The organism is Pseudomonas sp. CFBP13508, from assembly GCF_005233515.1.
Taxonomy (GTDB): Bacteria; Pseudomonadota; Gammaproteobacteria; order Pseudomonadales; family Pseudomonadaceae; genus Aquipseudomonas; species Aquipseudomonas mercuritolerans.
Genome location: NZ_QFZZ01000003.1, coordinates 325,078 through 344,551 on the forward strand (window position 1 = coordinate 325,078; position 19,474 = coordinate 344,551).

General features: G+C 61.3%; 16 protein-coding genes and 1 pseudogene. 5 read left to right on the plus strand and 12 right to left on the minus strand.

Annotated features, from left to right (window positions below):
- Nucleotides 1–2: 2 nt before the first annotated feature.
- Complete coding sequence (locus PspCFBP13508_RS09860) at nt 3–2,309, minus strand: heavy metal translocating P-type ATPase (protein WP_137214336.1); 2,307 nt, start codon at nt 2,307–2,309, stop codon at nt 3–5.
- A gap of 84 nt (nt 2,310–2,393) precedes the next feature.
- On the opposite strand from PspCFBP13508_RS09860, the gene cadR reads away from it, so the two are divergent.
- Nucleotides 2,394–2,843, plus strand: coding sequence for a Cd(II)/Pb(II)-responsive transcriptional regulator (gene cadR / locus PspCFBP13508_RS09865; protein WP_137214337.1), 450 nt, complete (start codon nt 2,394–2,396; stop codon nt 2,841–2,843).
- 125 nt (nt 2,844–2,968) lie between these two features.
- Here cadR and PspCFBP13508_RS09870 read toward each other — a convergent pair whose 3' ends face one another.
- The 3 genes from PspCFBP13508_RS09870 to PspCFBP13508_RS09880 all read right to left on the minus strand — a co-directional run bounded on the left by PspCFBP13508_RS09870 (nt 2,969) and on the right by PspCFBP13508_RS09880 (nt 5,667).
- Nucleotides 2,969–3,940 carry a thymidylate synthase gene (locus PspCFBP13508_RS09870; protein ID WP_016772684.1) on the minus strand — a complete coding sequence of 324 codons (972 nt, stop codon included), beginning with the start codon at nt 3,938–3,940 and terminating at the stop codon, nt 2,969–2,971.
- A 50-nt stretch (nt 3,941–3,990) separates the two neighbouring features.
- Nucleotides 3,991–4,806, minus strand: coding sequence for a prolipoprotein diacylglyceryl transferase (gene lgt, locus PspCFBP13508_RS09875; RefSeq protein WP_016772683.1), 816 nt, complete (start codon nt 4,804–4,806; stop codon nt 3,991–3,993).
- A 78-nt stretch (nt 4,807–4,884) separates the two neighbouring features.
- Nucleotides 4,885–5,667, minus strand: coding sequence for a sulfite exporter TauE/SafE family protein (locus tag PspCFBP13508_RS09880; RefSeq protein ID WP_016772682.1), 783 nt, complete (start codon nt 5,665–5,667; stop codon nt 4,885–4,887).
- Nucleotides 5,668–5,797: 130 nt separating this feature from the next.
- Here PspCFBP13508_RS09880 and PspCFBP13508_RS09885 point away from each other — a divergent pair, with 130 nt between their 5' ends.
- A complete protein-coding gene (locus tag PspCFBP13508_RS09885; RefSeq protein WP_137214338.1) occupies nt 5,798–6,544 on the plus strand; it encodes an NRDE family protein in 747 nt (248 codons plus the stop codon).
- Nucleotides 6,545–6,807: 263 nt separating this feature from the next.
- Here PspCFBP13508_RS09885 and ptsP read toward each other — a convergent pair whose 3' ends face one another.
- Together ptsP and PspCFBP13508_RS09895 are read right to left on the minus strand one after the other, a co-directional pair.
- A complete protein-coding gene (gene ptsP / locus PspCFBP13508_RS09890) occupies nt 6,808–9,087 on the minus strand; it encodes a phosphoenolpyruvate--protein phosphotransferase (RefSeq protein WP_064364717.1) in 2,280 nt (759 codons plus the stop codon).
- A 22-nt stretch (nt 9,088–9,109) separates the two neighbouring features.
- Nucleotides 9,110–9,589 (minus strand): RNA pyrophosphohydrolase, encoded by a 480-nt coding sequence (locus tag PspCFBP13508_RS09895; protein ID WP_003229203.1) that lies wholly within the window; start codon nt 9,587–9,589, stop codon nt 9,110–9,112.
- A gap of 143 nt (nt 9,590–9,732) precedes the next feature.
- On the opposite strand from PspCFBP13508_RS09895, the gene PspCFBP13508_RS09900 reads away from it, so the two are divergent.
- A complete protein-coding gene (locus PspCFBP13508_RS09900) occupies nt 9,733–10,389 on the plus strand; it encodes an HAD family hydrolase (RefSeq protein WP_137214339.1) in 657 nt (218 codons plus the stop codon).
- 105 nt (nt 10,390–10,494) lie between these two features.
- Here the strand turns inward: PspCFBP13508_RS09900 and PspCFBP13508_RS09910 are convergent.
- Nucleotides 10,495–10,907: pseudogene (locus PspCFBP13508_RS09910) on the minus strand (DUF2269 family protein).
- A gap of 41 nt (nt 10,908–10,948) precedes the next feature.
- Nucleotides 10,949–12,463 (minus strand): threonine ammonia-lyase, biosynthetic, encoded by a 1,515-nt coding sequence (ilvA, locus tag PspCFBP13508_RS09915; RefSeq protein WP_071172186.1) that lies wholly within the window; start codon nt 12,461–12,463, stop codon nt 10,949–10,951.
- Nucleotides 12,464–12,724: 261 nt separating this feature from the next.
- Here ilvA and rpiA point away from each other — a divergent pair, with 261 nt between their 5' ends.
- Nucleotides 12,725–13,399, plus strand: coding sequence for a ribose-5-phosphate isomerase RpiA (gene rpiA, locus PspCFBP13508_RS09920; RefSeq protein WP_007913886.1), 675 nt, complete (start codon nt 12,725–12,727; stop codon nt 13,397–13,399).
- Nucleotides 13,400–13,542: 143 nt separating this feature from the next.
- Here rpiA and PspCFBP13508_RS09930 read toward each other — a convergent pair whose 3' ends face one another.
- The 4 genes from PspCFBP13508_RS09930 to PspCFBP13508_RS09945 all read right to left on the minus strand — a co-directional run bounded on the left by PspCFBP13508_RS09930 (nt 13,543) and on the right by PspCFBP13508_RS09945 (nt 17,980).
- Nucleotides 13,543–14,460, minus strand: a complete 918-nt coding sequence (locus tag PspCFBP13508_RS09930; protein ID WP_137214341.1) for an SdiA-regulated domain-containing protein — start codon at nt 14,458–14,460, stop codon at nt 13,543–13,545.
- 203 nt (nt 14,461–14,663) lie between these two features.
- Entirely contained in the window at nt 14,664–15,587 is a 924-nt protein-coding gene (locus PspCFBP13508_RS09935; protein ID WP_137214342.1) for an SdiA-regulated domain-containing protein, read from the minus strand.
- A 291-nt stretch (nt 15,588–15,878) separates the two neighbouring features.
- Nucleotides 15,879–16,544, minus strand: coding sequence for a fumarylacetoacetate hydrolase family protein (locus PspCFBP13508_RS09940; RefSeq protein WP_024014705.1), 666 nt, complete (start codon nt 16,542–16,544; stop codon nt 15,879–15,881).
- Between the two features lie 41 nt (nt 16,545–16,585).
- Complete coding sequence (locus PspCFBP13508_RS09945; RefSeq protein ID WP_122603398.1) at nt 16,586–17,980, minus strand: FAD-binding oxidoreductase; 1,395 nt, start codon at nt 17,978–17,980, stop codon at nt 16,586–16,588.
- A 205-nt stretch (nt 17,981–18,185) separates the two neighbouring features.
- On the opposite strand from PspCFBP13508_RS09945, the gene serA reads away from it, so the two are divergent.
- Nucleotides 18,186–19,415, plus strand: a complete 1,230-nt coding sequence (serA, locus tag PspCFBP13508_RS09955) for a phosphoglycerate dehydrogenase (RefSeq protein WP_024014707.1) — start codon at nt 18,186–18,188, stop codon at nt 19,413–19,415.
- Nucleotides 19,416–19,474: the final 59 nt, after the last annotated feature.

Below are 19,474 nucleotides of genomic sequence, written 5' to 3' on the forward strand. Positions count from 1 at the left end.
ATCTATTTGCGCAGCAGGCGCAAACCGTTGAATACCACCAGCAGGCTTACGCCCATATCGGCAAATACCGCCATCCACATGGTGGCCAGCCCGGCGAAGGTTACCGCAAGAAAGATCGCCTTGATCACCAGCGCCAGTGCGATGTTCTGTTTGAGGATACTCGCGGTGTTGCGCGACAGGCTGATGAACGCAGGGATCTTGCGCAGATCGTCGTCCATCAGGGCGACATCGGCGGTTTCGATCGCCGTGTCGGTGCCAGCCGCGGCCATGGCGAAACCGATCTCGGCGCGGGCCAGTGCCGGGGCGTCGTTGATGCCATCGCCGACCATGCCGACCCGGTAGCCCTGCTTGTACAGATCTTCAATGGCTTGCAGCTTGTCGGTCGGCAGCAAGTCGCCGCGCGCCTCGTCGATCCCGACCTGGGCGGCAATCGCTTGCGCGGTGTGGACGTTGTCGCCGGTCAGCATCAGGGTTTTCACCCCGAGTTCATGCAACTGACGAATCGCTTCGCGGCTGGTGTCCTTGACCGTGTCGGCCACGGCGAACAGCGCCAGTGGGCCTGCGCTGTCGAGCAGCAGAACCACGGATTTGCCCTGCTTTTCCAGCGCGAACAGCTTCTCTTCCAGTTGCGGCGAGCACAGGCCCAATTCTTCAACCAGACGATGGTTGCCAAGATGATAGGTCTTGCCGTTGATATCACCTTTGACGCCCCTCCCGCCTAGCGCGGCGAAGTTATCCACAGTCAGCGCGGCGAAACTTTTAACCACAGCGGCACTGGCAATCGCCAGCGACACTGGGTGATCGGAGCGCCCGGCCAGCGCGGCGGCGATGGCCGGTGCCGTGGCGTCTGCGGTCGGCTCGAGCGACAGGTAATCGGTCTGCACCGGTTTGCCGTGGGTGATCGTGCCGGTCTTGTCCAGCGCCAGATAATCGAGCTTGAAGCCGCCTTCCAGATACACGCCGCCCTTGACCAGAATGCCCTTGCGCGCCGCCGCCGCGAGGCCGCTGACGATGGTCACCGGGGTGGAAATCACCAGTGCGCACGGACAGGCCACCACCAGCAGCACCAGCGCGCGGTAGATCCAGTCGAACCACGCCGCGCCCATGAACAACGGCGGGATGATCGCCACGGCCAAGGCGAAGACGAATACCGCCGGGGTGTAGATTTTCGAGAATTGGTCAACGAAACGCTGCGTCGGTGCCCGTGCGCCCTGGGCCTGTTCGACGGCGTGAATGATCCGCGCCAGCGTTGAGTTGTTCGCCGCAGCGGTCACCGTGTATTCCAGCGAACCGGCCTGATTGATGGTGCCAGCGAAGACTTTATCGCCGACAGTTTTTTCCACCGGCAGGCTTTCACCGGTTATCGGCGCCTGGTCGATGGTCGAGTTGCCGCTGACCACCGTGCCGTCCAGGGCGATGCGCTCGCCGGGTTTCACCCGCACGCGGGCGCCCAGTTCGACGCTTTTTACCTCTTGTTCGCGCCAGCTGCCGTCGGCCTGCAATACCGTGGCCTGCTCCGGGGTCATCTGCATCAGGCCGCTGATCGCATTGCGCGCGCGATCCAGCGAGCGCGCTTCGATCAGCTCGGCGACAGTGAAGAGGAACATCACCATCGCCGCTTCCGGCCATTGGCCGATGAGGATGGCACCGGTCACCGCAATGCTCATCAGCGCGTTGATGTTGAGATTGCGGTTCTTCAGGGCGATCCAGCCCTTTTTATAAGTGCCGAGGCCGCCGCTGAGGATCGACACCAGCGCAACAATCGCCACCACCCAGTCGGGGGCAGCGCTGGTGAAGTGGATGACTTCGGCGCCCAGCGCGGTCACACCGGATAGCGCCAGTGGCCACCAGTGTTTTTTCACCGCAGCCGGTGCCGGCGCATCGACGCCCGCCTCCAGCGGCTCGGCGTGCATGCCGAGGGACTTGATCGCTTCGGTGATCGGCTCGGTGCCCGGCAGATTGTGGGTCACGCCAAGCACGCGGTTGATCAGGTTGAATTCCAGCTGCTGCACGCCGGCCAGCTTGCCGAGCTTGTTCTGGATCAGCGTCTGCTCGGTCGGGCAGTCCATCGCCTCGATGCGGAAGCTGCTCAGGCGCGCGTCTGCGCTGGTCTTTTCGCTCAATTGCACCAAGGCAGGCGCTGCGGCTTTCGACGAGCAGCAGGAATCTTCGTGCGCATGAACCGGGGCCGGCGCAGCTTTCGAAGCGCAGCAGGAATCGCCGCCGTGCGAATGTTTATGCACCGGCTGCAATTTATGACTGTGATCGTGGCCGTCGCCGGGCTTGTGGGTGTGCAGGGAATCGCTCATTGGTCGCGTCCATGAAGGTGCCTGTTGCCAAGTAAAGACCCTGTAGCCACTATAGGGTCAAGCACCCTTTTGGAGATGGCCGTCATGAAGATCGGCGAACTGGCGAAACTCACCTACTGTGCGGTTGAAACCATCCGCTACTACGAGCGCGAAAACCTCCTGCCGGAACCGGCGCGCAGCGACGGCAACTACCGCGTCTACACCCAGGCCCACGCCGAGCGCCTGACCTTCATCCGCAACTGCCGCACCCTCGACATGACCCTCGAAGAAATCCGCAGCCTCCTCGCCCTGCGCGACAGCCCGCAGGATCAGTGCGAGAGCGTCAATGCGCTGATCGACGAGCACATACAGCATGTGAAAGCGCGGATTGATGGCTTGCTGGCCTTGCAGACACAACTGCTCGACCTGCGCCAACGCTGTGGCGAAGGGCCGGAGTCGGATCAATGCGGGATCTTGCAGCGGCTGGAAGTCAGTGGCGGGGTTGTTGCAACCGAAGTTGAGCATTCCCACGTCGGCCGTAGCCACGGCCACTGAGCCCAACACACAACCAAATGTGGGAGCGAGCCTGCTCGCGAAAGCGGTGTATCAGTCGACACATCTGCGACTGACACGCCCTCTTCGCGAGCAGGCTCGCTCCCACAGGGATATTGCGGTGTGGTTTAGACCGCCATCGGCGCGGTCATCGGTGGATGGTGCTCATAGCCTTCCAGCGAGAAGTCGCTCGGCTCGACCAGTTCCAGCCACTCCGGCTGATACACACCGGTCTTGGCAAACTCCGGCACGCGGTCGGAGATCTTCAGTTTCGGCATGGCAAACGGCTCGCGCTTGAGCTGTTCGTTGAGCATGTCCAGGTGGTTTTCGTAGACGTGGGCATCACCGATGAAATAGGTGAACCAGCGCGGCGTGTAACCGGTCAGGCGACCGATCAGGCTCAGCAGCGCGGCGCCTTCGGTGAGGTTGAATGGCGTGCCCAGGCCCAGATCATTGGAGCGGATGTAGAGAGTCAGGGAGATTTCCTTGGTCTCGACGTTCGGGTGGAACTGGTACAGCAGATGGCATGGCGGCAGGGCCATTTCATCGAGCTGGGCGCAATTCCAGCCGTGGAACAGAATGCGCCGGCTGCCCGGATCCTTGATGATCGTGTCGACGCACTGGCGTACCTGGTCGATTGCCTTGTACAGCACGACGTAGGCCTGGCCGTCTTCTTCGCCCTGAGCGATCTGCTTGTAGCCGTTGCTCAGGGTCTGTTCGATGGCAGCAGTGTTGCTCAGCGGGATCTGCTTGTACGCCGGCCACTTGCGCCATTGCACGCCGTAGATTTCACCGAGGTCGTCGTCGCCCTGACGGAACGGGTTGGCCAGCCACTGCGCGTTTTCGTTGGCGTTCTGGTCCCAGACCTTGCAGCCCAGCGCGCGGAATTCAGCGGCGTTGTTGACGCCACGCAGAAAGCCGCACATCTCGCCGATGGCCGATTTGAAAGCCATCTTGCGCGTAGTGATCGCCGGGAAACCTTCCTGCAGATCGAAACGCAGCATCGCTCCCGGAAAACTGATGGTGTTGATGCCGGTGCGGTTGGCCTGCTTGGTGCCGTTCTGAATGACGTGCGAGACCAGTTCGAGATATTGCTTCATGAGTTACCTGTGTCCTTGGAGCCCCGGCGTCGCGCGCCGGGGTTCGTAGTTTAAGCCGTCGGCGCGAGCGGCGCTGCCGGGGCGCGACGATAGGCCAGCCAGATCAGCAACAGCCCGCCGACAATCATCGGCACGCAGAGCACCTGACCCATGGTCAGCCAGTTCCACGCCAGATAGCCCAACTGCGCGTCAGGCACACGGACGAACTCGACGATGAAACGGAAGATGCCGTAGAACAGCGCGAACATGCCGGAGACCGCCATGGTCGGGCGCGGTTTGCGCGAGAAGATCCACAGGATCAGGAACAGCGCCACGCCTTCGAGGGCGAACTGGTACAGCTGCGACGGGTGACGCGGCAATTGCGCCGGATCGCTGAACGGCGGGAACACCATCGCCCATGGCACGTCGGTGGCCTTGCCCCACAGCTCGGCGTTGATGAAGTTGCCGATGCGCCCGGCGCCCAGGCCGATCGGCACCATCGGCGCGACGAAGTCCATCAGCTGGAAGAACGACTTGCCATTGCGCTTGCCGAACCACAAGGCCGCGAGCATCACGCCGATGAATCCGCCGTGGAACGACATGCCGCCCTTCCACACTTCGAAAATCAGCGTCGGGTTGGCCAGGTACGCGCTCAGGTCATAGAACAGCACGTAACCCAGACGGCCGCCGACGATCACGCCCATCGATAGCCAGAACACCAGATCGGAGAGTTTCTCCTTGGTCCAGGTCGGGTCGAAGCGGTTGAGCCGGCGCGACGCCAACAGCCACGCGCCGCCGATGCCGATCAGGTACATCAGACCGTACCAGTGGATTTTCAGCGGACCGATGGCCAGGGCCACCGGGTCGATCTGCGGGTAAGGCAGCATTGCGACTCCTTGTTAGGTTGAAAGCGAAATTCCCGGGCGACGCTGCCACCTCAGGATTAAGCCAGGATTGCCACGCGGTCAGAGCAAAAAGCTCAGACCCACGCAGAACAGCAAAGCGGCGAACAGCCTTTTCAGCAAGCGCGGCGACAATCTGTGCGCCAGACGCGCGCCGAGCCGGGCGAAGACCATGCTGGTCAGGGCGATGCCCAACAATGCCGGCAAATACACAAAACCGAGACTATGGGCCGGCAACAACGGATCGTGCCACCCCAGAATCATGAAACTTGCTGCACTGGCCAGAGCGATCGGCAAGCCACAGGCCGACGAGGTCGCCACGGCTTGCTGCATCGGCACGCTGCGCCAGGTCAGAAACGGTACGGTCAGCGAGCCGCCACCAATGCCGAAAATCGCCGAGGCCCAGCCAATCACCGTACCGGCAGCGGTCAGACCGAGTTTGCCCGGCACCGTGCGGCTGGCCTTGGGTTTGACATCCAGCGCCAACTGCACGGCGATCACCAGAGCGAACACGCCGATGATCTTTTGCAGGTTCGGCCCGGAGATGGCTTCTGCGGTCAGCGCCCCGAAACCGGCACCGAGCAGGATACCCACGGTCATCCAGCGAAAAATCGCCCAGCGCACCGCGCCCCGGCGGTGATGCTCACGCACGGCGTTGACCGAGGTGAATATGATCGTCGCCAGCGACGTGCCCACCGCCAGGTGCGTGAGGATCGACTGATCGAAGCCCTGCAGGGTGAAGCTGAACACCAGCACCGGGACGATGATGATCCCGCCGCCGACGCCAAACAGCCCGGCGAGCACGCCCGCACAGGCGCCGAGCGCCAGGTAGAGCAGAAATTCCATGACCGTCTCCAGCACGCATCGGCAAAACAGGAGCGGCATGTTAACGGATGCGCAGCCTTCTGCTCCACTGGCGATGGATGCACGGACGCCGGATGCGTAGAGTGGGCAAAAAACACACAAGGACCACCTTATGTGCCTGATCGTTTTCGCCTGGCGCCCGGGCCATGCCCAGCCGCTGATCGTCGCGGCCAACCGCGACGAATTCTACGCCCGCCCCAGCCTGCCATTGGCGCCGTGGCCCGAGGCGCCGCATGTGCATGCCGGGCGCGATCTTGAAGCCGGCGGCACTTGGTTGGGGATCGGCACCAACGGCCGCTTCGCCGCGCTGACCAATATTCGCGATCCGCAACAGCCACCGGCGACCAAATCCCGAGGCGAACTGGTGGCGCGCTTTCTTGCTGACGATCTGTCGATTGATGATTATTTGAGCGATGTGGTGGGCCGTGCGGGCGAATACGCTGGCTTCAATCTGCTGCTGGGCAATGCCCATGAGCTGTGGCATTTCAATGCGCGGGCGTCGGAGCCGGTGATGTTGCAGCCCGGGGTTTACGGGTTATCCAATGCCGGACTGGATACACCGTGGCCAAAACTGCTCAAGGCAAGGGCGGCGTTGAGCGCGGTACTGGACGATCCGCAGCCTGAGCGCTTGCTGGCCTTGCTGAGCGATGCGCAGACCGCACCCGAGGCGGAGTTGCCGGATACCGGGGTAGGCATGGCGACGGAAGCGTTGTTGTCGAGTGTGTTTATTGCCAGCCAGAGTTATGGCACGCGGGCGAGTACAGCGTTGATCGTACAAGCGGACGGCACGCGGCGGATGGTTGAGCGCAGTTTTGGGCCGTATGGGGGGCATCTAGGGGAAGTTGAGGTTTGTGTCTAACAGCAGCCCCTCACCCCAGCCCTCTCCCGGAGGGAGAGGGAGCCGACCGAGCTGTCTTGCGGGGTACATCGACCTGACAGACCGAGTTGATTATGGATTGGTACGGCACTTCCAGACCGAGTTGACTATGGATTGGGACAGCACTTCCAGATCGAGTCGATTATGGATTCAGCAGCGCTCTTTCAGGTCGGCGTGGCTCCCGAGCACCCCCCAATCAGTCCCCTCTCCCTCTGGGAGAGGGCTAGGGTGAGGGGCTTTTGATCTTAGAGGGCCTTGTTCACCACCGGCGAATTCATCTTCGCCAACCCGAGATTCTTCAGCGCCAGTTGCAGCGAGCTGTGGATAACCTGCGGGTTATCGATCTTCATCAGTTCCGCCAGCATCTCCTGCGCCTTGCTCAGGTTCACTTGGCGCAACATCCACTTCACCTTCGGCAGGTTGGTGGCGTTCATCGACAGGCTGTCGAAGCCCATCGCCATCAACAGCACCGCCGCCGCCGGATCCCCGGCCATCTCGCCGCAGATGCTCACCGGTTTGCCTTCGGCATGGGCGTCAGTGACGACGGTTTGCAGGGCTTGCAGCACCGCCGGATGCAGATAGTCGTAGAGGTCGGCGACGCGCGGGTTGTTGCGGTCTACCGCCAGCAGGTACTGGGTCAGGTCGTTGGAGCCGACGGAGAGGAAGTCGACCATCCGCGCCAGTTCCTTGGTCTGGTACACCGCTGCCGGGATTTCGATCATCACGCCGATCGGCGGCATCGGCACGTCGGTGCCTTCGTCGCGCACTTCGCCCCAGGCCCGGTGGATCAGGTGCAGGGCTTCTTCGAGTTCGTGGGTGCCGGAGATCATCGGCAGCAGAATCCGCAGGTTGTTCAGGCCTTCGCTGGCCTTGAGCATCGCGCGCGTCTGCACGAGGAAGATTTCCGGGTGGTCGAGGGTGACGCGGATACCGCGCCAGCCGAGGAACGGGTTGTCTTCCTTGATCGGGAAGTACGACAGCGATTTGTCACCGCCGATGTCGAGGCTGCGCATGGTCACCGGTTGCGGGTGGAACGCGGCGAGCTGTTCGCGGTAGATCGCCAGTTGTTCCTTCTCGCTCGGGAAGCGCTGGTTGATCATGAACGGCACTTCGGTGCGGTACAGACCGACCCCTTCGGCGCCACGCTTCTGCGCCCGCGCCACATCGGCGAGCAGGCCGGTGTTGACCCACAGCGGCATGCGGTGACCATCGAGGGTCACGCACGGCAGGTCGCGCAGGGTATCGAGGCCCAGCGCCAGTTGTTTCTCTTCTTCAACGACCTCGGCAAACTGCTTGCGCAGTACTTCGCTGGGGTTGGTGTAGACCTCGCCACGGGTGCCGTCGACGATCATTTCGATGCCATCGACCTTGGCGTACGGCAGGTCGACCAGGCCCATCACCGTCGGAATGCCCATGGCCCGGGCCAGAATCGCGACGTGGGAGTTACCCGAACCGAGTACCGAGACCAGACCGACCAGCGTGCCTTCCGGCACCTCGCCGAGCATCGCCGGCGTCAGCTCTTCGCTGACCAGAATGGTTTTTTCCGGGTAGACCAGATTCTGCTGGCGCTCTTCCTGCAGATAGGCGAGCAAGCGGCGGCCAAGGTCTTTGACGTCCGACGCGCGCTCGCGCAGGTAAGCGTCGTCCATCAATTCGAAGCGGTTGACGTGTTCCGTGACCACCTGACGCAGCGCGCCCTGAGCCCACTGCCCCGTCTTGATCACGGTGGTGATTTCGCTGCCCAGCGAGGCATCGTCGAGCATCATCAGGTAGACGTCGAACAGCGCGCGCTCTTCCGGGCGCAGCTGGGTCGCGAGTTTGGCGGACAAGGCGCGCATGTCGGCGCGCACGCCTTCGATGGCGGTCTTGAACAGCGCCAGCTCGGCGTTGATGTCGGTGATGGTCTTGTCCGGCACCACGTCCAGGTCCGCCGGCGGCAGCATGACCACGGCGGTACCGACGGCAGCACCGGGCGAACCCGGCACGCCGACGAACTTGGCTTCCTGAATGCCCTTGCCCTGCCGGCCCAGACCACGGATCGAACCGGTGGCCTCGGCGTGGGCGATTACGCCGGCGAGCTGCGCGCTCATGGTCACGAGGAAGGCTTCTTCACCTTCGTCGAACTGGCGGCGTTCTTTCTGCTGGATGACCAACACGCCGACGACGCGGCGGTGGTGAATGATCGGTGCACCAAGGAACGAGGCGTAACGCTCTTCACCGGTTTCGGCGAAGTAGCGATAGCGCGGGTGAACCGAAGCGTTTTCCAGGTTCAGGGGTTCTTCACGCGTGCCGACCAGACCGACCAGACCCTCGTTGGGGGCCATGCTGACCTTGCCGATCGAGCGCTTGTTCAAGCCCTCGGTGGCCATCAGGACGAAGCGATTGGTTTCCGGGTCAAGCAGGTAGACCGAGCAGACCTGGCTGCCCATGGCCTCTTTGACGCGCAACACAATAATCCCCAACGCCGCCTTGAGATCCTTGGCGGAGTTAACTTCCTGGACGATCTTGCGCAGCGTATTGAGCATGGCTCGGGGTCGAACTCCGTCGTCAGTCGCGCGCTAAAAGGCGCGGGGCAAGCTCTTTGAGAGCGCGTCGATACACCTCGCGCTTGAATGTCACCACCTGGCCCAACGGATACCAATAGCTGACCCAGCGCCAGCCATCGAACTCCGGTTTACCGGTCAGATCCATCCGCACCCGCTGCTCGTTGGAGATCAGGCGCAGGAGAAACCATTTCTGCTTCTGGCCGATGCACAGCGGTTGGCTGTGGGTCCGCACCAGGCGTTGCGGCAAACGATAGCGCAACCAGCCCCGGGTACAGGCCAGTATTTCAACATCTTCACGTTCCAGGCCAACTTCTTCGTTCAGCTCGCGGTACAAGGCGTCTTCCGGCGTCTCCTCGGGGTTGATCCCCCCTTGCGGAAACTGCCAGGCGTCCTGATTGATACGGCGAGCCCATAGCACCTGGCCGGCGTCATTCGTCAGAATGATCCCGACATTGGGGCGGAAACCATCGGGGTCGATCACGGCAACAACCTCGCAAACGCATGTCGCCGCATTGTTCCACAAAGCTTGATGAGGCGGCAACGAAGGTTCCTACCTTATGTGCACTCTTGTGAAAAGACCGTATTCTTGTCGCCTTTTTACTGACTTTTCAGCGGGTAACTGCAATGCGCCTGGCTCTATTCGATTTGGACAACACCCTCCTGGGCGGCGACAGCGATCACGCCTGGGGCGATTATCTGTGCGAGCGCGGCTTCCTCGACCCGATCGCCTACAAGGCGCGCAACGACGAGTTCTACCAGGATTACCTGGCCGGCAAGCTCGACAACGCCGCCTACCTGAACTTCTGCCTGGAAATTCTCGGCCGCACCGAAATGGCCGTGCTCGACGCCTGGCACAGCGATTACATGCGCGACTGCATTGAGCCGATCGTGCTGCCCAAGGCACTGGAGCTGCTGAAAAAACACCGCGATGCCGGCGACAAACTGGTGATCATCACCGCCACCAACCGTTTCGTCACCGCGCCGATCGCTGTGCGCCTGGGCGTGGAAACCCTGATTGCCACCGAATGCGAAATGGTCGACGGCCGCTACAGCGGGCGCAGCACCGACATTCCGTGTTTCCGTGAAGGCAAGGTCACGCGCCTGAATCGCTGGCTGGAAGAGACCGGGCATTCGCTTGAGGACAGCTATTTCTATAGTGATTCGATGAATGATCTGGCGCTGCTGGAGCAGGTGGCGAATCCGGTGGCGGTGGATCCTGATCCGAATCTGCGGGCCGAGGCCGAGAAGCGTGGCTGGCCGGTGATCAGTCTGCGCGGCTGACTCCGCCTTCGCGAGCAAGCTCGCTCCCACAGGGAATTTGTGAACGACACAGATCCAATGTGGGAGCGAGCTTGCTCGCGAATGGGATCGACTCGGTCTCCAGCCTTAAACCGGCTTGGCCCCCATCAACGCCGCTATGGCGACAAATCCGACGCCGCTGACAATCGCCAGGGCCAGATTGAACTTGCGATTGCCCACCCCACTGGTCCAAAGCCGATCCAGCCGGACCAGCAGCCAGACCGCACTGAATGTGGCCACGGCGTAGATCACGCTGGATCCCAGAATCCACAATTGCCCCAGTGGCCAGCCAACCAGATGCACCAGCCACCAGCCGGTGAAAGGCATGCTGACATGCCGATAAGCATCAGACACCAGATGAACAGCCACGGACGGCGCATCGTACTGGCCGGGCCTTCGCTGCGATTACGCCAGGTCAGGGCGGCGAGCCCCAGCCCGCTCACGAGGATGACCACGGTCGCCGCAACGTGGAGGACTTTCAGGGTGGTCAGGGTTTCCATGTCGTTCTCTTTCGTAGATCCATGCCCATCAGCGTAGCCGCTCAGCCAAGAAACAGCTGATAGGCCGGGTTGTCGCTTTCATCCCAATACGGGTAGCCGATTTCCGCCAGTGCCGCCGGCACCAGATGACGCTCGTCATGGGGCACTTGCAGGCCGGCGACCACGCGGCCGTCCGCTGCGCCGTGATTGCGGTAGTGAAACATCGAGATATTCCAGCGCCCGCCGAGCTTGTTGAGGAAGTTGAACAGCGCGCCCGGGCGCTCCGGGAATTCGAAGCGCAGCACCACTTCATCGACCACCTGCGCCGCGCGGCCGCCGACCATGTGGCGGATGTGCAGCTTGGCCAGTTCGTTGTCGGTCAGGTCGATGACCGGAAAACCCTGCTCGGTCAGGCTTGCCAGCAAGGCGCTGCGCGGGTCGTTGTCCGGGTGGGTCTGCACGCCGACGAAGATGTGCGCTTCGCTGCCGGTGTTGTAGCGGTAATTGAATTCAGTGATCTGGCGCTTGCCGATGGCTTCGCAGAACGCCTTGAAGCTGCCGGCCTTTTCCGGAATGGTCACGGCGATGATCGCTTCGCGACCCTCGCCCAGCTCGGCGCGCTCGGCGACGTGGCGCAGGCGGTCGAAGTTGACGTTGGCACCGGAGTCGATGGCGACGAAAGTCTGGCCGCTGACGCCACGCTGCTCAACATACTTCTTGATCCCGGCCACGCCCAGCGCGCCGGCAGGCTCGGTGATCGAGCGGGTATCGTCGTAGATATCCTTGATTGCCGCGCAGATCTCGTCGGTGCTGACCGTTATCACTTCATCGACGTAATCCTTGCAGATCTCGAAGGTGTACTGGCCGATCTGTGCCACCGCCACGCCGTCGGCGAAGATGCCCACGGTCGGCAGAACCACGCGCTCGCCCGCTGCCATCGCTGCTTGCAGGCAATTGGAGTCGTCCGGTTCGACGCCAATTACCTTGATGTCCGGACGCAGGTATTTCACGTACGCCGCGATACCGGCGATCAACCCACCGCCGCCGACCGGGACGAAAATTGCGTCCAGCGGCTGCGGGTGCTGACGAAGGATTTCCATGGCCACGGTGCCCTGCCCGGCAATGGTGTGCGGATCGTCGTACGGGTGGATGTAGACGTAGCCTTTTTCATCGACCAGTTTCAGCGAATAGGCCAGCGCTTCCGGGAACGAGTCACCGTGCAGCACCACTTTACCGCCGCGCGAGCGCACGCCTTCGACTTTGATTTCCGGGGTGGTCTTGGGCATGACGATGGTGGCTTTGACGCCCAACACTTTCGCCGCCAGAGCCAGGCCCTGCGCATGATTGCCCGCCGAGGCGGTGACCACGCCACGGGCGCGCTCTTCGTCGCTGAGCTGGGTCAGCTTGTTGTAGGCGCCGCGAATCTTGAACGAGAACACCGGCTGCAAGTCTTCGCGCTTGAGCCAGATGTCATTGCCCAGCCGCTCGGAGAGCTGGCGGGCGTTCTGCAGCGGGGTTTCTACGGCAACGTCATAAACGCGCGAGGTGAGGATCTTTTTGACGTACTGTTCGAGCATCGGAAAGCATCACTGGGCGAGTTGGGCAGGGCCAAGGAGTCTAACCCGGCTTTTGCCCGGGCGACCACACGGATCCAGAGGTTTTATCGCGCCGAAAAGATCGCAGCCTTCGGCAGCTCCTACAGTGGGAATGCATTCCAAAGTGTAGGAGCTGCCGAAGGCTGCGATCTTTTGATCTGCCAACAGGACAATGACCTTCACCACCGCGAGGCCTATAATGCCGGCCTTTCTGCCCAACCCTTGCCCGCTTCCGGAGCCCGCATGACCCAGGATCAACTCAAACAGGCCGTGGCCCAGGCCGCTGTCGACTTCATCCTGCCGAAACTCGACGACAAGAGCATCGTCGGCGTCGGCACCGGCTCCACCGCCAACTGCTTCATCGATGCACTGGCCCAGCACAAGGGCGCGTTCGATGGCGCGGTCGCCAGCTCCGAAGCCACTGCCGCGCGCCTCAAGGGCCACGGGATTCCGGTGTACGAGCTGAACACCGTCAGCGATCTGGAGTTCTACGTCGACGGCGCCGATGAAAGCGATGCGCACCTGAACCTGATCAAGGGCGGCGGCGCGGCCCTGACCCGGGAAAAGATTGTCGCCGCCGTGGCCAAGACTTTCATCTGCATCGCCGACGCCAGCAAACTGGTGCCGGTGCTCGGCGAGTTCCCGCTGCCGGTGGAAGTGATCCCGATGGCCCGCAGCCACGTCGCCCGCCAACTGGTCAAACTCGGTGGCGACCCGGTGTACCGCGAAGGCGTGTTGACCGACAACGGCAACATCATTCTCGACGTGTTCAACCTGCAGATCACCAACCCGGTGGAGCTGGAAGCACAGATCAATGCCATCGTCGGCGTGGTCACCAACGGCCTGTTCGCCGCGCGCCCGGCGGATCTGTTGTTGCTGGGCACCAGTGAAGGCGTGAAAACCCTGAAGGCTGAGTAACAGACTGCCCACTTGCCTTGGGCAGACAAATAAACCTGTGGGAGCGAGCCTGCTCGCGAAAGCGTCGGTTCAGTCAACATATTCAGAGACTGATCAACCGCCTTCGCGAGCAGGCTCGCTCCCACAGTGTTTTGTGGTGTTGGTCAGTTTTGTGTGGGCTTCTTGAATACGTAAAACAGATTCGGCTCGCTCACCAGGTACAACGTGCCGTCATCATCCATCGCAATTCCCTCCGCCTGCGGCACGGTTTTCTGCAAACCCTGACGCCCGCCGCTGATCGACATGGTGCTCAAGGGGCGCCCGTCGACATCCAGCTCGATAATCAACCGCGACTCGTCCGACAGTGCCAGCAAGTGCCCGCTGCGTTCGTCGTACTGCAGACTCGACAGATCACGCACGAACATCCCGGCATCGCGCTTGGGGTTGTTGATCACGTGCACGGCGTAGGTCTTGTCCGGTTTGAAGTGCGGAAAGCCGTGGACCTCGTAGATCAGCATCGGGTCGCGCTCTTTGGCCACGAACAACCGCTTGCCCACCGAATCGTACGCCAGCCCTTCGAAACCCTTGTTGCCGGACATGTGCACGCCGAGGGTCATTTGCTCGGCATCCTCGGCATCGAGAAAAGTAGTGTCGGCCTCGAGGTGGATCTTGATCAGCCGTTGCTGGCGCTCGTCGGTGATCACGTAGGTGTCGGCACTGATGTACTCGACGGCTTCCGGATCGCCGAACCCGACCAGAGCGATGCGCCGCAGAATCTTGCCTTCCAGGGACAATTCGACCAGTTCGGAATTCTTGTTGGTCACGGTGAACAGGCTTTTGCGCACCGGATCGTAGGTCAGCGCCGAGACGTCATCGTCGAGCCCCTCGATCGGCCGCGCCTCGATGGTCACCCGATATTGGTCCAGGCCGATCGCCTCGCTGCTCACCGGTTGCCACAGCGTGTGCAGGTTGAACCAGGCGCGCTCGAACAGACGCAGGTATTGGCCGATCGCGATCAACGCGATCAGGACAATCATCAACAGGACGAGGATCAGCGGTTTGGGGCGGGCAAGTCGACGCATTCAGGCAGGCTCGGATTCATGACAGGCCGATGAAATATCACGCCTGTCTGAACTGAAGCTTAATGGCCACTTGCCTCAGATCGCAAGCCAAGCCCCGCAGGAGCTGCCGAAGGCTCGGGCTGCGATCGGACGACCTTTTGATTGTGACTTTCACAAGCAAGATCAAAAGATCGCAGCCTGCGGCAGCTCCTACAGGGAAGGCATTACCGATGTTTTTCGAATCGGTAGAACAGGTTCGGTTCGCTGACCATGTACAGCGTGCCCTCCTCATCCATGGTCATGCCTTCGGCGCGGGGGATGGTGTCTTTCAGACCGTTGAAATTGCCAAGCAACGTCATGAAGCTGACTTGCTTGCCGGCCTCGTCCAGTTCCAGCAACAGGTGCGAATCGGCGGACAACACCAGCAGATGGCCAGTGCGCGGATCGACAGCCAGCGCCGACAGGTTGCGCAGATCCAGCTGATCGCTGGCCAGTTTCTGCTTGTCGCCCTGCAGGATCTGGCTGCCATCGCTTTTCCAGGTGAACAGCGCTGGCGGGCGCTCTTCGCCCAGAATCAATTGATGATTGCGCGGATCCCAAGTGATGGCCTCGAATGCCTTGTTCTGATCTTTCGACGGCCCGAGGTCGTATTTGGGGAAATCGGCGATGTTCAGCTCACGAGTCGCGGCATCGACCTTGACGATCGACAGCGTATGCTCACGCTCATCGACAATGGCCAGCAAACCGTTTTCCATGACCGTCAGGCCTTCAGGATTGCTCCAGCCCACCAACGGCATCTTGCGCAACACGTCGCCCTGAAGCGTCAGCTCGACCAGGAAGGCATTCTTGCCCATCACCGCGAACAGGGTTTTGGTTTCTGGGCTGTAGGCCAGATCCGAAGCTTCGTCCTTTTCCATGCCCGGCAGCGGCTTGGCATCGATCACCACCTGATAATCCGGCAGCCAGACGCTCTCCTTCTGCTCGGCCTTGCTCTCGAAGCGCTCCAGCACCCACAGCACGCCGCGATCATCCCAATGCATGGCGAACGCCAGCCCATAGGCTGCGGCGATGACCAGCAACAGCCAGACATACCAGCGCAGGACGAAGCGCGAACGGGAGGGGGATTTCTGCTGAGTTGGAGATGCCATCGAGGGATGCGTTCCGTTAATTCAGGCCAAGGGTAATAGCACAAAGAGGCCGGCTGAGACGCCAGAATCGCGGGAATTATCCAGAGAGGATGTGAAAAAAACGGCAAATGGCGGGATTGGCGTGTTCGTTTGCCAGAAACACACTTGTGGCGAGGGGACTTATCCCCGTTGGCGCGCGAAGCGCGCCCCTCTTGATCTTGAAGAGGGGCCTGCTGCGCAGTCCAACGGGGCGGTGCGACGTTTCGCTAAATCCCCTTACCACAAAGCTCACCCCTACAAGGGGTTCTGCGGTTAGCGCACGCTGCTGCTGAAGCTGCTCGCCCCCGGCAGTTCGAGGACGATTTCATCGCCGACGTTCAGCGGGCCGACGCCCACTGGCGTGCCGGTGAGGATCACGTCACCCGCCTGCAACGAGAAGCAGCCGGCCATGTGCTGGATCATCGGCACGATAGGGTTGAGCATCGCGCTGCTGTTGCCGTCCTGGCGCACTTCGCCGTTGATGGTCAGGCGGATGCCGATGTCGGTCAGGTCAGCGAAGGTGCTGCCGACCACGAACGGCGCGATCACCGCCGCGCCGTCGAACGACTTGGCGATTTCCCACGGCAGGCCCTTGGCTTTCAGCTCGGCCTGCTTGTCGCGCAGGGTCAGGTCCAGCGCCGGCGCGAAGCCGGAGATCGCATCGAGGACTTCTTCGCGGCTCGGCTTGGTCGACAGCGGTTTGCCGATCAACACGGCGATTTCCGCTTCGTAGTGCACTGAACCACGCTCGGTCGGAATGCTGAACCCGCCTTCCAGCGGCACCACGCAACTGCCCGGCTTGATGAACAGCAGCGGCTCGGTCGGCACCGGGTTGTCCAGTTCCTTGGCGTGTTCGGCGTAATTGCGGCCAATGCACACGACTTTCCCGATCGGGAAGTGAATGCGCGTGCCGTCGACGTACTGGTGCTGATAGCTCATTTACCGACTCCTGCCTTTATTGATTCAACAGAGATTACCGATCAAACCGGGAAAATCTTGCCCGGGTTCATGATGCCGTTCGGGTCGAACACTGCCTTGACCGCTTTCATGTACTCGATCTCGGCCGGCGAGCGGCTGTAGGTCAGGTAATCACGCTTGGTCATGCCCACGCCGTGCTCGGCCGAGATCGAACCGTTGTACTTCTCGACGGTTTCGAACACCCACTTGTTGACGGTGGCGCACTTGGCGAAGAACTCGTCCTTGCTCAGATTTTCCGGCTTGAGGATGTTCAGGTGCAGGTTGCCGTCGCCGATGTGGCCGAACCAGACGATTTCGAAATCCGGATAGTGCTCGCCAACGATCGCATCGATTTCACGCAGGAACGCTGGCACTTTGGAAACGGTCACCGAGATGTCGTTCTTGTACGGCGTCCAGTGGGAAATGGTTTCGGAGATGTACTCGCGCAGCTTCCACAAGTTGTGCAACTGGGTTTCGCTCTGGCTCATCACGCCGTCGAGCACCCAGCCCTGTTCTACGCAGTGTTCGAAGGTCTCCAGCGCGCTGTTGGCCACTTCTTCGGTGGTCGCTTCGAATTCCAGCAGGGCGTAGAACGGGCACTCGGTTTCAAAAGGCGCCGGCACGTCACCGCGCCCCATGACCTTGGCCAGGGCCTTGTCGGAGAAGAATTCGAACGCGGTCAGGTCAAGCTTGCCCTGGAAGGCGTGCAGCACCGGCATGATCGAATCGAAATCGGCGGTACCGAGGACCATCGCCGTGAGGTTTTTCGGCGCGCGATCAAGGCGCATGGTCGCTTCGACAACGAAACCGAGGGTGCCTTCGGCGCCAATGAACAGCTGGCGCAGGTCGTAACCGGTGGCGTTCTTGATCAGGTCCTTGTTCAGCTCGAGCACGTCGCCCTTGCCGGTGACGACTTTCATGCCGGCCACCCAGTTGCGGGTCATGCCGTAGCGAATCACTTTGATCCCGCCGGCATTGGTGCCGATGTTGCCGCCAATCTGGCTGGAACCCGCCGAGGCGAAGTCGACCGGATAGTACAGGCCGTTCTCTTCGGCGACGTTCTGCAGATGCTCAGTGACCACGCCCGGCTGGCACACGGCGGTGCGGTCGGTGAGGTTGACGTCGAGAATCTGGTTCATGTAATCGAACGAAACCACCACTTCGCCATTGGCCGCCACCGCAGCGGCGGACAACCCGGTGCGCCCGCCGGACGGCACCAGCGCAATTTTGTGGGTATTGGCCCAACGCACCACGGCCTGCACTTGCTCGATGGTCTTGGGAAACACGATGGCGCTCGGCGCCGGGGCGAAGTGCTTGGTCCAATCCTTGCCGTAAGTGTTCAGGGAGTCGGCGTCGGTGAGGACTTTGCCAGGCTCAACCAGGGTCTTCAGTTCATCAATCAGCGCAGGATTGGTCATCGACAGAACTCTCGAACAATTCATGGTCATCCTGAGAACGCTTCACGTCGCAGGAATGAGTGTTTAGCGGGGTGGCTATGCTAGCATACCGACCCCGCAGGACAGTGCCCAAGGCCAGATCCGCGGTGACGGCTTTGTTGCCGTGCGGGTCAGCTCCAGGCTGCTCCCTCCCTGCCATTTTTCTCCGGGATACAGGTTTACGCAGATGAGCAAGACTTCTCTCGATAAGAGCAAGATCAAGTTCCTTCTTCTCGAAGGCGTCCACCAATCGGCTGTCGACGTCCTCAAGGCGGCGGGCTACACCAGCATCGAATACCTGACTGGTTCCTTGCCGGAAGCCCAGCTCAAGGAAAAGATCGCTGACGCTCACTTCATCGGCATCCGCTCGCGCACGCAACTGACCGAAGAGATCTTCGATCACGCGAAGAAACTGGTCGCGGTCGGCTGTTTCTGCATCGGCACCAACCAGGTTGACCTCAGTGCGGCCCGCGAGCGCGGTATTGCCGTGTTCAACGCGCCGTACTCCAACACCCGTTCCGTAGCGGAACTGGTGCTGGCCGAAGCGATCCTGCTGCTGCGCGGCATCCCTGAGAAGAACGCATCCTGCCACCGTGGCGGCTGGATCAAGTCCGCCGCCAACTCGTTCGAGATCCGTGGCAAGAAGCTGGGCATCGTCGGCTACGGCTCGATCGGCACTCAGCTGTCGGTGCTGGCTGAAGGTCTGGGCATGCAGGTGTTCTTCTATGACACCGTGACCAAGCTGCCACTGGGCAACGCCACGCAGGTCAACAACCTGCACGAGCTGCTGGGCATGTCCGACATCGTCACCCTGCACGTGCCGGAAACCGCCGCAACTCAGTGGATGATCGGCGAGAAGGAAATCCGCGCCATCAAAAAGGGCGGCATCCTGATCAACGCTGCACGTGGCACCGTGGTCGAGCTCGACGCCCTGGCGGACGCGATCAAGGACAAGCACCTGATCGGCGCGGCCATCGACGTGTTCCCGGTGGAACCACGCTCCAACGACGAAGAGTTCGAAAGCCCGCTGCGTGGCCTCGACAACGTGATCCTGACCCCGCATATCGGTGGCTCGACCGCCGAAGCGCAAGCCAACATCGGTCTGGAAGTGGCAGAGAAACTGGTCAAGTACAGCGACAACGGTACTTCGGTGTCGTCGGTCAACTTCCCGGAAGTGGCCCTGCCGGCTCACCCTGGCAAGCACCGCCTGCTGCACATCCACGAGAACATCCCGGGTGTGATGAGCGAGATCAACAAGGTCTTCGCCGAAAACGGCATCAACATCTCCGGTCAGTTCCTGCAGACCAACGAGAAGGTTGGCTACGTGGTAATCGACGTCGACGCCGAATACTCGGAGCTGGCGCAAGAGAAGCTGCAACACGTCAACGGTACTATCCGTAGTCGGGTGCTTTTCTAAAAGCAGCTACAAGCCGCAAGTTACAAGCGGCAAGTGAAAGCGCTTTGCCTTACTTGCCG

Bases quoted from the DNA above. Each gene is read 5' to 3' on its own strand.
- PspCFBP13508_RS09860 (WP_137214336.1), bottom strand. From the start codon at position 2,309: ATGAGCGATTCCCTGCACACCCACAAGCCCGGCGACGGCCACGATCAC.
- PspCFBP13508_RS09880 (WP_016772682.1), bottom strand. From the start codon at position 5,667: ATGGAATTTCTGCTCTACCTGGCGCTCGGCGCCTGTGCGGGCGTGCTC.
- cadR (WP_137214337.1), top strand. From the start codon at position 2,394: ATGAAGATCGGCGAACTGGCGAAACTCACCTACTGTGCGGTTGAAACC.
- PspCFBP13508_RS09945 (WP_122603398.1), bottom strand. From the start codon at position 17,980: ATGACCAATCCTGCGCTGATTGATGAACTGAAGACCCTGGTTGAGCCT.
- PspCFBP13508_RS09930 (WP_137214341.1), bottom strand. From the start codon at position 14,460: ATGCGTCGACTTGCCCGCCCCAAACCGCTGATCCTCGTCCTGTTGATG.
- PspCFBP13508_RS09885 (WP_137214338.1), top strand. From the start codon at position 5,798: ATGTGCCTGATCGTTTTCGCCTGGCGCCCGGGCCATGCCCAGCCGCTG.
- serA (WP_024014707.1), top strand. From the start codon at position 18,186: ATGAGCAAGACTTCTCTCGATAAGAGCAAGATCAAGTTCCTTCTTCTC.
- PspCFBP13508_RS09935 (WP_137214342.1), bottom strand. From the start codon at position 15,587: ATGGCATCTCCAACTCAGCAGAAATCCCCCTCCCGTTCGCGCTTCGTC.
- PspCFBP13508_RS09940 (WP_024014705.1), bottom strand. From the start codon at position 16,544: ATGAGCTATCAGCACCAGTACGTCGACGGCACGCGCATTCACTTCCCG.
- PspCFBP13508_RS09870 (WP_016772684.1), bottom strand. From the start codon at position 3,940: ATGAAGCAATATCTCGAACTGGTCTCGCACGTCATTCAGAACGGCACC.
- lgt (WP_016772683.1), bottom strand. From the start codon at position 4,806: ATGCTGCCTTACCCGCAGATCGACCCGGTGGCCCTGGCCATCGGTCCG.
- ilvA (WP_071172186.1), bottom strand. From the start codon at position 12,463: ATGCTCGAACAGTACGTCAAAAAGATCCTCACCTCGCGCGTTTATGAC.
- PspCFBP13508_RS09900 (WP_137214339.1), top strand. From the start codon at position 9,733: ATGCGCCTGGCTCTATTCGATTTGGACAACACCCTCCTGGGCGGCGAC.
- rpiA (WP_007913886.1), top strand. From the start codon at position 12,725: ATGACCCAGGATCAACTCAAACAGGCCGTGGCCCAGGCCGCTGTCGAC.
- ptsP (WP_064364717.1), bottom strand. From the start codon at position 9,087: ATGCTCAATACGCTGCGCAAGATCGTCCAGGAAGTTAACTCCGCCAAG.